Below are 13509 nucleotides of genomic sequence, written 5' to 3'. Positions count from 1 at the left end.
TTGATCCGGTTTCTTTGACCACAGGGTCTGACCTAGCTGCATGAATACCCAAGAGGCGAAGATCGTCCTCGAGACTGCCTTGATCTGCGCGCAGGAGCCGTTAAAGCTCGGTGATTTGCGTAAGCTGTTTGCCGACGGCGTGTCGGCGGATACGGTCCGCACGTTGCTTGAAGACCTGAAGCACGACTGGTCCGGACGCGGTGTCGAACTCGTCGGACTGGCGTCCGGCTGGCGTTTCCAGAGCAAGCCCGCGATGCGCACGTATCTCGACCGCCTGCATCCCGAGAAGCCGCCGAAGTATTCGCGCGCGGTGCTCGAGACGCTTGCGATCATCGCGTACCGGCAGCCCGTCACGCGCGGCGATATCGAGGAAATTCGCGGCGTGACCGTGAATACGCAGGTCGTGAAGCAGCTCGAAGACCGCAGCTGGATCGAAGTGATCGGCCATCGCGATGTGCCGGGCCGCCCGGCGCTTTACGCGACGACGCGCTCGTTTCTCGACGACCTCGGCCTGAAGTCGCTCGAAGAGCTGCCGCCGCTCGACGATCCGTCGGCCCAGTCGAACATCGATCTGCTCGCGCAGCACGCAATCGAGTTCACGGACGGCGAAGTGGTCGATGTCGAGAGCGTCGCGGTGGAAGTGGGCGACGACGCTGTCGATGGCATGGCTCATGCTGCACTGGAGGGCGTCGAAGCGCCGGATGCCGCCGCCGAAGCCGAACGCGCCAGCGAAGAAACGCAGTCACAGCCAGACGCGGACGAAGCGGCAACGTTTGAAGAAGACATGCAGGCGGCGTCGCAAGCATCCGTTGACCATGCCGAACCCGGCGTCGAACGCATGGATGCGTTGGCGCACACCGAACACCGCATCGCCGATGAGGCGACGCACGAAACAGAACTGGCTCATGAAGCCGGTTCCGACGCGCAGTCGGAAGAGCAACACGAAGATACGCGCGAATTGCATAACGAGACTGGGGACGCGGCTCGCGCCAACCCGGCCGGATCAGACCAGAGTCAAGCGGTGCATGACGATCATCATGATCGCCGCGACACCGCACCCGACGCGGGCGAACTCGCCGACGACGAAACCGAGTCGCGCAGCGCCTGACGTAACCGTACTTTTTGCCGCGCCCGCAACGGGCGCGCGACCTGACATTTTGAGGTTGTTTTGACAGACATCCACGACACCGATTCGTCCGAATCCGAGCGCGCCTTCGCTGCTGCGCGCCCCGACGAAACGCGCACAGCGCAAACGTCGGCGGGCGACAGCGAGCGGAATGCGCACGCGCCGGACGCCGAAGGCGACGAGCGGCCGCGCCGCGGCTTGCGCCGCGGTCCGCGCAGCCTGATCGCGCGCCGCCGCGCGGGGACGAAGGCGAAGGCGGCTGACGCCGCTGGCGCGCAGCCGGCGCCCGTCGTAACGGAAGCGCCGCCCGATGGCGAAGTCGTCGCGCAAGTGCGGATGCCGCGCAAGGACGCGGCCGCCAAGGGACAAGGCCAGGGCGGCCGTCGCGCGGGCGGCAAGCAGGGCGGCCAGCAAGGCCCGCGGCAAGGTAATCAAGGAAATCAACGCAAGAGCCGTGGCGGCGATGCGGGTGACGTGGCGCCCGTGGCAGCTGCCGAAGGCGACAAGCAGGACGATCTGTTCGCCTGGGTGACGTCGCCGGCCTTCGATGCCGACAGCTCCGGAACAGGCGGCGTGCGCGCACCGATGCTGCGCCGTGGCCGGCCTGCCGCGCCCAAGCGCGTGCTGTCACCGGACGACGACGCACCCAAGCTGCACAAGGTGCTCGCCGAGGCGGGCATGGGCTCGCGCCGCGAGATGGAAGAGCTGATCGTTGCGGGCCGCGTGTCGGTCAATGGCGAGCCGGCGCACATCGGCCAGCGCATCATGCCGACCGATCTGGTGCGCATCAACGGCAAGCCCGTCAAGCGCAAACTGCAGAACAAACCGCCGCGCGTGCTGCTGTATCACAAGCCGACGGGCGAAATCGTCAGCCACGCTGACCCGGAAGGCCGTCCGTCGGTATTCGACAAGCTGCCGCCGATGAAGACCGCGAAGTGGCTGGCAGTCGGCCGCCTCGACTTCAACACGGAAGGCCTGCTGATGCTGACCACGTCGGGCGATCTGGCGAACCGCTTCATGCATCCGCGTTACAGCGTCGAGCGTGAATACGCGGTGCGCGTGGTCGGCGAACTGGCGGAAGGCAACCGGCAAAAGCTGTTGCACGGCGTCGAACTGGAAGACGGTCCGGCGAACTTCCTGCGTATTCGCGACGGCGGCGGCGAGGGTACGAATCACTGGTATCACGTCGCGCTCGCTGAAGGGCGCAACCGCGAAGTGCGCCGGATGTTCGAAGCCGTCGGCCTGATGGTGAGCCGGCTGATCCGCACGCGTCACGGTCCGATCACGCTGCCGCGCGGTTTGAAGCGCGGGCGTTGGGAAGAACTCGAGGACAATCAGGTGCGCAGCCTGCTGGCGTCGGTGGGTCTGAAGGCGCCGGCCGAAGAGAAGGGCGGACGCCGCGGCGAGCCGGAGCGTCGTCAGCCTGATCCGATGCAGACGTCGATGGGCTTCATCAACCGCGAGCCGGTGCTGATGTCGCATGGACGTTTCGACCAGCAGCAGCCACGCGGCGGCGGCCAGAACCGGCGCGGCGCGAAGGGCCCGGGCGCATTCGGCGCGTTGAATTCGGGTGCGGGCGGCGGCTTCGGCAATGCGAACCCCAATCGCGGCGAAGGACGGGGCCGTCCTGGTCGCGGCGAAGTCGACGGCAATCGCGCGCCTTCGGGCAACCGCGCGGCCGCGGGCGCCAATCCGAAGCGCGGTGGCAGCGGCGGTGGCCGCACGCCGAACGGCGCGCCGGGTGGCAACCGTTCGAGCAACGGCGGCAATCGCACAGGCGGCAGTCCGAACTCCGGCGGCGGAAATCGCACCGGCGGCGCGCCGCGCAACCGTTCGCGCGGACGCTGATCGCGTCATCGTTGCGGGTAGTCTTGATCTGCCCGTCGCGCTGCATGATTGAATTACCGGGGCGTTCGCGCCCCGGTTTGCGTTAGGCCAGCCGTGCTCGTGCCGCTTCGATGGTTTGCGGCGCGCGAGGCCATCCGCACGAAATGCCGTAAAACACCCCGTTTCGCGCCTTGATTACGGCGGAATCAGCCGCAAATGGGCGTCAGTGGCCGGTCGGCGGTTTGCGTTCATCGTGAAAAATGGCTACAATCACGAAGTCACTGGGCGTGCGGTTTCATTTTCATGTGCGGCTCAGGTGCGACCACCGGCAATAAGATGATGGGCGTTTCGCCCATTTTTTTTTGCCGCTTAGTTTATGTGGATCGGCATCTCGGGTAGCACGAACGTGCGCCGGCTTGGCGCGCAGCTCGCGGGTGTATCGCGAAGGCTTGCAGCGCGAACATCTTAGAGGGCACTGTGCAACTGACGGAACTGATTGAAACCACGGTCGTGGGCCTCGGCTACGAGCTCGTCGATCTCGAGCGCACCGGGCGCGGCATGCTGTGCGTTTATATCGACCAGCCCGCCGGCATCGGGATCGAAGACTGCGAAAAAGTTACCCGTCAGCTCCAGCACGTACTGACGGTCGAAAACATCGATTACGAGCGTCTTGAAGTATCGTCGCCGGGTCTCGACCGTCCGCTGAAAAAACTGGCGGACTTCGAACGCTTCGCGGGCAGCGAAGTGGTCATCACATTGAAAAAGCCATTGGACGGACGGAAATCGTACCGGGGCATCCTGCATGCGCCCGAAGGCGAAACGATCGGTCTGGAATTTGAAGGGAAGGAAGGCGCCGCGATGCTGGATTTCACGCTCGCGGATATCGACAAGGCACGCCTCGTTCCGAAAGTTGACTTTAGGAGCCGCAAACAATGAGTCGCGAAGTGTTGATGCTGGTGGATGCGCTGGCACGCGAAAAAAATGTCGACAAGGACGTGGTGTTTGCCGCGCTCGAGGCAGCGCTCGCGTCTGCATCCAAGAAACTCTTCGACGAAGACGCGGACATCCGCGTTCATATCGACCGTGAAAGCGGCGAGCACGAAACGTTCCGTCGCTGGAAAGTCGTGCCCGACGAAGCAGGGCTGCAGGAGCCGGATCAGGAAATCCTGCTGTTCGAAGCGCGCGAGCAGAAGGCCGACGCAGAGATCGACGACTTCCTGGAAGAACCCGTTCCGTCCATCGAATTCGGCCGTATCGGTGCGCAGGCTGCCAAGCAGGTGATCCTGCAGAAGGTGCGCGACGCGGAACGCGAGCAGATCCTGAACGACTTCCTCGAGCGCGGCGAAAGCATCATGACGGGCACCGTCAAGCGTCTCGACAAGGGTAACTTCATCGTCGAATCGGGCCGTGTCGAAGCGCTGCTGCGCCGCGACCAGCTGATTCCGAAGGAAAACCTGCGCGTCGGCGACCGCGTCCGTGCGTATATCGGCAAGGTCGATCGCACCGCGCGCGGTCCGCAGATCGAACTGTCGCGCACGGCGCCCGAGTTCCTGATGAAGCTCTTCGAAATGGAAGTGCCGGAAATCGAGCAGGGCCTGCTGGAAATCAAGGCGGCCGCACGTGATCCGGGCGTGCGCGCCAAGATCGGCGTGGTCGCGTACGACAAGCGCATCGATCCCATCGGCACCTGCGTCGGCATTCGCGGCTCGCGCGTGCAGGCTGTGCGCAACGAGCTCGGTGGCGAAAACGTCGACATCGTGCTATGGTCGGAAGATCCCGCCCAGTTTGTGATCGGCGCGCTCGCGCCGGCAGCCGTCCAGTCGATCGTCGTCGATGAAGAAAAGCATTCGATGGACGTCGTCGTCGACGAAAACGAACTGGCCGTCGCTATCGGCCGCAGCGGCCAGAACGTGCGTCTTGCCAGCGAACTGACCGGCTGGCAGATCAACATCATGACGCCGGACGAGTCTGCGCAAAAGCAGAACCAGGAACGCAGCGTACTGCGCGACCTGTTCATGGCGCGTCTCGATGTCGACGAAGAAGTTGCCGACATCCTGATCGACGAAGGTTTCACGAGTCTCGAAGAGATCGCTTACGTGCCGCTCAACGAGATGCTCGAAATCGAAGCGTTCGACGAAGACACGGTTCACGAGCTGCGTAACCGCGCGCGTGACGCACTGCTGACGATGGCGATTGCGAACGAGGAGAAGGTCGAAGGCGTTGCGCTCGACCTGAAGAGCCTCGACGGAATGGATGCCGAGCTGCTTGCGAAGCTGGCTGAACACCAGATCCAGACGCGCGACGAGCTGGCGGAACTGGCTGTCGACGAGCTGGTCGAGATGACCGGCATGAATGAAGACGCCGCCAAGGCGTTGATTATGAAGGCCCGTGAACACTGGTTTCAATGAGATCCAAGACCATGAACCACTGACCTGATCGCGGCCGTAAGGCTGCATGACCCGATGCTAACCGCAAGGAACTGATCCTTGCATTAAGAGGAATGAATGGCGAGTAACAACGTAGCCCAATTTGCCGCGGAACTGAAAATGCCTGCAGGCGTGCTGCTCGAGCAGCTGCACGCAGCGGGTGTTCAGAAAGCGAGTGAGGACGATGCCTTGTCCGAAACGGACAAGGCGCGTCTGCTTGACCACTTGCGCAAGTCACACGGCTCGAACGATGCCGACAAGCGCAAGATCACGCTGACCAAGCGGCATACGTCGGAGATCAAGCAGTCCGACGCGACGGGTAAAGCTCGTACCATTCAGGTCGAGGTGCGCAAGAAGCGCACTTTCGTCCGCCGTGACGAAGCCGTCGAGCAAGGCGCGGAAGCATCGAACAATGTGGTCGAAGCGGAAGATCTGGAACTGCAGCGTCGCGAGGAAGAAGCGCGTCACGAGGCGGAACTGCTCGAGAAGCAGGCTCAGGAGTTGAAGGAGCGCCAGGACCGTCTCGCGGCTGAAGAATCCGAGCGTCAGGCACGCGAACAGGCGGCCGAGGCGGAGCGTCGCCGCGCCGAAGAGGAAGCGGCGAAGAAGCGCGCAGCGGCGGTGGCCGAAGCGGCGGCTCGCGAGCAGGCCGAGCAGGAACGTGCGTCTTCGCAGGATGAAGAGCGCGCGGCGGCCGAGCGCGCAGCGCAGCGTGAAGCGGCGAAGAAGGCTGAAGACGCGGCACGCGAACAGGCCGAGAAGACGCGCCTCGAACAGGAAGAAATCGCGAAGCGCCGCGCCAAGGCGGAAGCCGAAGCGCGCGCGATCCGCGAAATGATGAACACGCCGCGCAAGGCGCAGGTGAAGGCGCCGGAACCGGCACCGAAGCCCGTCGAGCCAGCCAAGCCGGCCGAAGCGAAGGGCACGCTGCACAAGCCGGCGCGTCCGGCTGGCGAAACGTCGGCGCGTCCGGCCGCGAAGAAGCCCACGACTACCACGGCACAACCGGCAGCGACTACGCAGCCGGCAGGTCCCGGCGGCGACAAGAAGAAGGCGGGCGGCAAGGGCGGCTGGCAGGACGACGCAGCGAAGCGCCGTGGCATCAAGACGCGCGGCGACTCGAGCGGCGGCGTCGATCGCGGCTGGCGTGGCGGTCCGAAGGGCCGTGGCAAGCATCAGGAAGCCACGACCTTCCAGGCGCCGACCGAGCCGATCGTGCGTGAAGTGCATGTCCCGGAAACCGTTACGGTGGCCGACCTTGCGCACAAGATGTCGGTGAAGGCTTCGGAAGTCATCAAGGTGATGATGAAGCTTGGCCAGATGGTCACGATCAACCAGATGCTGGACCAGGAAACGGCGATGATCGTCGTCGAAGAACTGGGCCACCATGCCGTCGCGGCGAAGCTGGACGATCCGGAAGCGATGCTGGTCGAAGGCGAGATCTCCGATGCGCCGCTGCTGCCGCGTCCTCCCGTTGTCACGGTCATGGGTCACGTCGACCACGGCAAGACCTCGCTGCTCGACTACATCCGTCGCGCGAAGGTTGCGGCGGGCGAAGCGGGCGGCATTACGCAGCACATCGGCGCGTATCACGTCGAAACGCCGCGCGGCGTCATCACGTTCCTCGATACGCCGGGTCACGAAGCGTTCACGGCAATGCGTGCGCGCGGTGCGAAGGCAACCGACATCGTGATTCTGGTCGTCGCAGCGGATGACGGCGTGATGCCGCAGACGAAGGAAGCGATCTCGCACGCGAAGGCAGGCGGCGTACCGCTCGTCGTCGCGATCAACAAGATCGACAAGCCGGACGCGAATCCGGACCGCGTGAAGCAGGAACTCGTCGCGGAAGGCGTGGTGCCGGAAGAATACGGCGGCGATTCGCCGTTCGTGTCGGTGTCGGCCAAGACGGGCGCGGGCATCGACGATCTGCTCGAAAACGTGCTGCTGCAGGCGGAAGTGCTGGAACTGAAGGCACCTGTCGAAGCACCGGCCAAGGGCCTCGTGATCGAAGCGAAGCTCGACAAGGGTAAGGGTCCGGTTGCAACGATCCTCGTCCAGTCGGGTACGCTGAACCGCGGTGACGTCGTGCTGGCAGGCAGCGCCTACGGCCGCGTGCGTGCCATGCTCGACGAAACCGGCAAGCCGACCAAGGCGGCAGGTCCGTCGATCCCGGTCGAAATCCAGGGTCTGTCGGAAGTCCCCGCGGCGGGCGAAGAAGTCATCGTCATGCCGGACGACCGCAAGGCGCGCGAAGTCGCACTGTTCCGTCAAGGCAAGTTCCGCGACGTGAAGCTGGCGAAGCAGCAGGCCGCGAAGCTCGAAAACATGCTCGAGCAGATGGGCGAAGGCGAAGTGCAATACCTGCCGCTTATCGTCAAGGCCGACGTGCAAGGCTCGCAGGAAGCACTGGTGCAGTCGCTGCTCAAGTTGTCGAACGACGAAGTGCGTGTGCAGATCGTGCATAGCGCGGTCGGCGGCATCAGCGAGTCGGACGTCAACCTGGCGACGGCGTCGAAGGCGGTCATCATCGGCTTCAACACGCGTGCGGATGCGCAGGCGCGCAAGCTGGCGGAAACCAACGGTATCGACATCCGTTACTACAACATCATCTATGACGCAGTGGATGAGGTGAAGGCGGCGATGTCGGGCATGCTGGCGCCGGAGAAGCGCGAAGTCGTCACGGGCATGGTCGAAGTCCGTCAGGTCTTCAAGGTGCCGAAGGTTGGCACGGTGGCGGGCTGTATGGTCACGGACGGTGTGGTCAAGCGGTCGTCGTCGGTGCGCGTGCTGCGCAACAACGTCGTCATCCACACGGGCGAGCTCGATTCGCTCAAGCGCTTCAAGGACGATGTCAAGGAAGTGCGCCAGGGCTTCGAATGCGGTATGTCGGTGAAGAACTTCAACGACGTCCAGGAAGGCGATCAGTTCGAAGTCTTCGAAGTCACGGAAGTCGCGCGTACGCTGTAATTCAGGCGTCAAGCGCATGAGGGGCGGGGCGGGGCGCTGAAGCCCGGTCCCGCCCCTTTGTTTTTGTATCGACTTTTTTGTCGTGTTTGCCGCGTTTGCGTTCGACTTGTCTGTGGCTCGCTGCCGCCGAATGCGCGACGAACATCTTGCCATCCGGCAGCACGGATCACGGATTCACCATGCCTAAGAAACGTACTTCTCCCAATCGCAATGTGCAGATCGCCGATCAGATTCAACGCGACCTGTCCGATCTGATCCGCGAGGTCAAAGACCCGCGCATCGGTATGGTCACGTTTCAGAGCGTCGAATTGACGCCTGACTATGCCCACGCGAAGGTCTATTTCACGACGCTGACGGGCGATCCGCATCAGACGCAGGACGCGCTCAATCACGCCGCGGGCCATTTGCACAATCTGCTGTTCAAGCGCCTGCATATTCACACGGTGCCGACGCTGCATTTCCACTACGACAAGACGATCGAGCGCGCGGTTGAGATGTCACGCCTGATCGACGAGGCGAATGCTTCGCGCGCGAAAGACGACTGATCGCAAGTCGAGGCACGCGCATATATGACTCAGAATCAACGTCCCAAGGTGCCGCGCCGCGCGCTGGATGGCGTGCTGCTGCTCGACAAGCCGGTGGGTCTGTCGAGCAACGACGCGCTGATTCGCGCAAAGCGTCTGTATCTCGCGAAGAAGGCGGGCCACACGGGCACGCTCGATCCGCTCGCGTCAGGTCTTCTGCCGCTCTGTTTTGGTGAAGCGACGAAGTTTTCGCAGGATTTGCTGGAAGCGGACAAAACGTACGAAGCCACGATGCGGCTCGGCATCCGCACGGCGACGGGCGATGCCGAAGGCGAGGCTATCGAAACGCGCGACGTTACGTGCGATCAGGGCGCTGTCGAAAGGGCCCTCGCGCAATTTCGCGGCGAGATCGTTCAGGTGCCGCCGATGTATTCGGCGCTCAAGCGCGACGGCAAGCCATTGTACGAGTATGCGCGCGCTGGGCAGACCGTCGAGCGCGAAGGGCGCCAGGTGACGATTCATGCGCTCGAACTTCTCGCGTGTGCGTTGCCGGATGTGACGTTTCGCGTGACGTGTAGTAAGGGGACGTATGTCCGTACGCTGGCCGAGGATATCGGCGAGGCGCTCGGCTGTGGTGCCCATCTCGTTATGCTGCGGCGCACGGGTGTCGGCGCGTTGACGCTTGCTAATTCGGTGACGCTGGATGCGTTGTCGGATGCGCTGCCGGACGAGCGCGATGCGTGGCTTCAGCCTGTTGATGCGTTGCTGTCGACGTTTCCTTCGGTTCAGCTCGATGCTGAAGCGACTCGTCGTTTTCTGCATGGTCAGCGGTTACGGCTTGCTGATCTTTCTGTTGATGAGAGTGTTCTTCACGCTACTCGTACGCGGGTTTATGCAAGCGAGGGGAAACTGCTCGGGGTCGCGAGAGTGGGTGAGGGGGTGTTGGCGCCTGAGCGGTTAATCGTGAGTTAGGTTTTTGCTTTCGCGGTTTGGTTTTGGTTTGCCTTTCGCTGGTATCCGCGGTTTGGCTTCGTGGTACGGTCGGTTTGGTTGTTCTAGCCCTTGCGCTGGCATCCGCGTGTTGCCTTCGCACTTCACGCGTCGCCCCTGTGCGGGGCGGCGGCAAAAGAAAGCGGCTAACACCGCCAACATTTCTTCCCGCCTGAGGGACCCCAACCGGTCCCTTACTTCTCGCGGCAACTTCTCGATTCAACTTCGTTGCCAGCGCTCTTCCAGTGCGCCTCACCCGCTTCACGCCCCCGCGTTTCAGCATGCCGTGCCAGATAGTCCACCGCCGCCCAGGTGGCAAACTGTGTGTAGGTTGTCGCGTCGTATAGCGTGGCGCTCTTACATGAAACGCCTGCGCTATCGGTCCGGAGTGAGGCGTTTGGAGCACTTGGGCCGTGTTTTGTGCCGCTAGCACGTGTGCGGGTATTTGAAGTGGGTGAGGCGTTCATTCGAAGCGTTGGCAACGAGCGCCGACCGAGGCACTGTCATGTGAAGCGTGGGGACGTTGGGGGCCCGTGGATAAGAACACGTGCTGGCGGTGTTAGCCGCTTTCTTTTGCCTACTTTTCTTTGCGGCGGCAAAGAAAAGTAGGTGCCGCCCCGCACAGGGGCGACGCTTGAAGCAGGCAAAACAAATCGCGGATGCCAGCGAAAAGGCTAGAACAACCAAACCGGCCGTACCACGAAGCCAAACCGCGGATACCAGCGAAAAGCAAAACAAACAAAACCAAACCAACCGCCCGAAGGGCAAATCAAAAGCATATGTTCAATGCGCCGCCGACGCCGCGGCGGCCGAATCCCCACCACCCGCACGCTCAGGCTTGGTCACCCAGATCAACGCAATCAGCGCAACAAAAATCCCCGCCGAAATATAAAACAGATCATTCACCCCAAGCTGCGCCGCCTGCTGCGTCGTCATCGAATTGACGAGCCCATAAGCCTGCGACTGATTCAGCCCGAGCCCACTCATCTGCGTAACCGATTGATTGAACACCGGGTTATACGCATTCGCATGCTCGGTCAACTGCGCATGATGCAGAATCGATCGATGATCCCAGGCCGTCTCGAAGATCGACGTGCCGATCCCACCACACATGATCCGCACAAAGTTCGACAACCCCGACGCCGCCGGAATCCGGTTCCCCGGCAACCCTGACAGCGTGATCGACACGAGCGGAATGAAGAACCCGGCCATACCGATCCCCTGAATCAATGTGGGCAGCATCAGCGAATAGGTATCGACGCCCGTCGTATAGCGTGAGCGCATCCAGAAACACAGCGCGAACACCAGAAACGACGCCGTCGAGATATAGCGCGGATCGGTGCGCGGCAGAATCTTGCCCGTCAGCGGCGAAAGAATGATCGCGAACACGCCGACTGGCGCCATCACGAGACCCGCGTCCGTCGCCGTGTAGCCGATGTCGGTTTGCAGCCACAGCGGCAGCAGCACGAGATTGCCGAAGTACAGTCCGTAGCCGATCGCGAGCGCCACCGTGCCGCCCGTGAAATTGCGCAGCTTGAACAGCGACAGGTCAACGACAGGATGCTTGTCCGTCAACTCCCACACGATAAAGAACGCCAGCGCGATCACTGCCGTCAGCGCGAGCACCACGACCGTCGTCGATGAAAACCAGTCGAGATCTTTGCCCTTGTCGAGCATCACCTGCAACGAGCCGACCCACGTGATCAGCAGCACGAGACCGACCATATCGATCGGCGCTTTCTTGATGACGGAATCGCGGTTGCGGAAGATCGCCCATGTGGCGAGCGCGGCGATGATCCCGACCGGGATGTTCACGTAGAAAATCCACGGCCACGAGATGTTGTCCGAGATCCAGCCGCCCAGAATAGGACCGGCGACGGGCGCGATCAGCGTCGTCATCGCCCACATGGATAGCGCCATCGGCGCTTTCGCACGTGGATAACTCGCGAGCAGCAGCGTTTGCGACAGCGGAATCATCGGACCGGCCACGGCGCCCTGCAACACGCGCGAGGCGAGCAGGAACGGCAGGTTCGGCGAGAGCCCGCACATCCACGACGAGATCACGAACAACACGATCGACGCCATGAACAGGCGCACCTGGCCGATCCGGTCGGTGAGCCACCCCGTGAGCGGCACGGAGATCGCATTGGCGACCGCGAACGACGTGATCACCCACGTGCCCTGGTCGGACGACACGCCGAGGTCGCCGGAGATCGACGGAATCGACACGTTCGCAATCGACGTGTCCAGCACGTTCATGAAAACGGCGAGCGACACCGCGATGGTGCCGATCACCAGTTGCGCGCCCTCGAGCGGCGGGTGAGGGACTTGCGCTTGAGACTGAGCCATCTATTGTTCGAACCTTGTCTGATGCAGATGCGTGGCAGATGCGTACCGCTTACATCAGCTTGGCCGCAGCCTTCGAGCCCGTCGTCGCCTTCTGCGGCTGGCCTGCATTCGGGCCGGCGTTTTCAGTGATGATGCGGGCGATTTCTGCGTCGGCCTGATCGCCGTACTTTTCGAACACGTTGGTCTGATACACCGTGTTCACCGCGCTGCCGAGCTCGCCACCCGTGTCGTCCTTGATGCTCACCTCGACCTGCATCGACAGGCCGATGCGCAGCGGATGCTTCTCCAGTTCCTGCGGATCGAGCGCGATACGCACGGGCAGACGCTGCACGACCTTGATCCAGTTGCCCGTCGCGTTCTGCGCGGGCAGCAGCGAGAACGCCGAGCCCGTACCCGCCGAGAAGCCGACCACCTTGCCTTGATACTTGACCGACGAGCCGTACACGTCCGCCGTCAGTTCGACGGGCTGGCCGATGCGCATGTGCTTGAGTTGCACTTCCTTGAAGTTCGCGTCGACCCAGACGGCGTTCAGCGGCACGATCGCCATCAGCGGATTGCCCGGCGCGACACGCTGGCCGACCTGCACCGAGCGCTTCGCGACATAGCCCGTGACGGGTGCGGGCAGCGTGTTGCGCGCATTGTTCAGATACGCGTCGCGGACCTTGGCGGCAGCGGCCTGCACGTTCGGGTGGCTCGCGATCGTCGTGTTCGCCGTCAGCGCGCGGTTGGACGCGAGCTGCTGCTGCGACGCGTCGAGCGCGGCTTGCGCGCTCTTGACGGCATCGCGTGCGTGCGAGATTTCTTCCTGCGATACGGCGCCCGTCTGGGCGACCTGCATGCGGCGCTTCAAATCGTCCTGCGCGCGCGACAGGTCCGACTGGCGCACGGCGACCTGCGCCTGGTACTGGCTGTCGTCGGCGTAGAGGCCGCGCACCTGACGCACGACCTGGCCGAGATTCGCTTCCGCCGATTGCAGCGCGATGCGCGAGTCCGCGGGATCGAGCACGACGAGCGGTTCGCCGACCTTGACGGTCTGCGTGTCGTCCGCGTTCACGGCGATGACGGTGCCCGTCACTTGCGGCGTAATCTGTACGACGTTGCCGTTCACGTACGCGTCGTCGGTCTCTTCGTGGAAGCGCGCGACGAGGAAGTAGTAGAGGCCGTACGCGATCGCGGCAATCAGGATCACGATGACGAGCAGCGTCATCATGCGCTTGCGTTTGCCGTTGCTGGCCGGCTGCGCGTTCGCGGGTTGTTGGGGCGTGCTCATGGATATGCTCCGGATTCTGTCAGTCTGTAT

At 62.9% G+C, this 13509-nt stretch carries 9 protein-coding genes; 7 read left to right on the top strand and 2 right to left on the bottom strand.

From position 1 onward, the window contains the following. Window positions 1-40 precede the first annotated feature (40 nt). The 7 genes from scpB (at window position 41) to truB (ending at window position 9842) form a co-directional block, all read left to right on the top strand. The gene (scpB, locus tag BLT65_RS13300) at window positions 41-1108 is read left to right on the top strand and encodes an SMC-Scp complex subunit ScpB (protein ID WP_091778323.1); all 1068 of its coding nucleotides are present in this window, start codon (window positions 41-43) and stop codon (window positions 1106-1108) included. Window positions 1109-1168: 60 nt separating this feature from the next. After that, on the top strand, window positions 1169-2974 hold the full coding sequence (gene rluB / locus BLT65_RS13295) for a 23S rRNA pseudouridine(2605) synthase RluB (RefSeq protein ID WP_091778320.1): 1806 nt from the start codon (window positions 1169-1171) through the stop codon (window positions 2972-2974). A gap of 456 nt (window positions 2975-3430) precedes the next feature. Next, on the top strand, window positions 3431-3889 hold the full coding sequence (gene rimP, locus BLT65_RS13290; protein WP_007588523.1) for a ribosome maturation factor RimP: 459 nt from the start codon (window positions 3431-3433) through the stop codon (window positions 3887-3889). Next, window positions 3886-5361, top strand: coding sequence for a transcription termination factor NusA (nusA, locus tag BLT65_RS13285; RefSeq protein WP_007588524.1), 1476 nt, complete (start codon window positions 3886-3888; stop codon window positions 5359-5361). Before rimP ends, nusA begins: the two co-directional genes overlap by 4 nt. A gap of 96 nt (window positions 5362-5457) precedes the next feature. After that, window positions 5458-8346, top strand: a complete 2889-nt coding sequence (gene infB / locus BLT65_RS13280; RefSeq protein WP_042308504.1) for a translation initiation factor IF-2 — start codon at window positions 5458-5460, stop codon at window positions 8344-8346. Window positions 8347-8525: 179 nt separating this feature from the next. Continuing rightward, window positions 8526-8891 carry a 30S ribosome-binding factor RbfA gene (gene rbfA / locus BLT65_RS13275; protein WP_007588526.1) on the top strand — a complete coding sequence of 122 codons (366 nt, stop codon included), beginning with the start codon at window positions 8526-8528 and terminating at the stop codon, window positions 8889-8891. 24 nt (window positions 8892-8915) lie between these two features. Beyond that, complete coding sequence (gene truB / locus BLT65_RS13270; protein ID WP_091778318.1) at window positions 8916-9842, top strand: tRNA pseudouridine(55) synthase TruB; 927 nt, start codon at window positions 8916-8918, stop codon at window positions 9840-9842. An 801-nt stretch (window positions 9843-10643) separates the two neighbouring features. Here the strand turns inward: truB and BLT65_RS13265 are convergent. Together BLT65_RS13265 and BLT65_RS13260 are read right to left on the bottom strand one after the other, a co-directional pair. Then, entirely contained in the window at window positions 10644-12209 is a 1566-nt protein-coding gene (locus BLT65_RS13265) for a DHA2 family efflux MFS transporter permease subunit (protein WP_042315036.1), read from the bottom strand. Window positions 12210-12258: 49 nt separating this feature from the next. Next, window positions 12259-13479, bottom strand: a complete 1221-nt coding sequence (locus BLT65_RS13260; RefSeq protein ID WP_042315034.1) for an EmrA/EmrK family multidrug efflux transporter periplasmic adaptor subunit — start codon at window positions 13477-13479, stop codon at window positions 12259-12261. Window positions 13480-13509 lie beyond the last annotated feature (30 nt).

Source organism: Paraburkholderia steynii (genome assembly GCF_900100565.1).
Taxonomy (GTDB): Bacteria; Pseudomonadota; Gammaproteobacteria; order Burkholderiales; family Burkholderiaceae; genus Paraburkholderia; species Paraburkholderia terrae.
Note: the sequence above shows the minus strand (reverse complement) of the source record. Positions and strands in the feature narration are given on the sequence as shown.

Coding starts and splice junctions, on each gene's coding strand:
- BLT65_RS13265 (WP_042315036.1), bottom strand. CDS start 12,209: ATGGCTCAGTCTCAAGCGCAAGTCCCTCACCCGCCGCTCGAGGGCGCG.
- rbfA (WP_007588526.1), top strand. CDS start 8,526: ATGCCTAAGAAACGTACTTCTCCCAATCGCAATGTGCAGATCGCCGAT.
- infB (WP_042308504.1), top strand. CDS start 5,458: ATGGCGAGTAACAACGTAGCCCAATTTGCCGCGGAACTGAAAATGCCT.
- truB (WP_091778318.1), top strand. CDS start 8,916: ATGACTCAGAATCAACGTCCCAAGGTGCCGCGCCGCGCGCTGGATGGC.
- scpB (WP_091778323.1), top strand. CDS start 41: ATGAATACCCAAGAGGCGAAGATCGTCCTCGAGACTGCCTTGATCTGC.
- nusA (WP_007588524.1), top strand. CDS start 3,886: ATGAGTCGCGAAGTGTTGATGCTGGTGGATGCGCTGGCACGCGAAAAA.
- BLT65_RS13260 (WP_042315034.1), bottom strand. CDS start 13,479: ATGAGCACGCCCCAACAACCCGCGAACGCGCAGCCGGCCAGCAACGGC.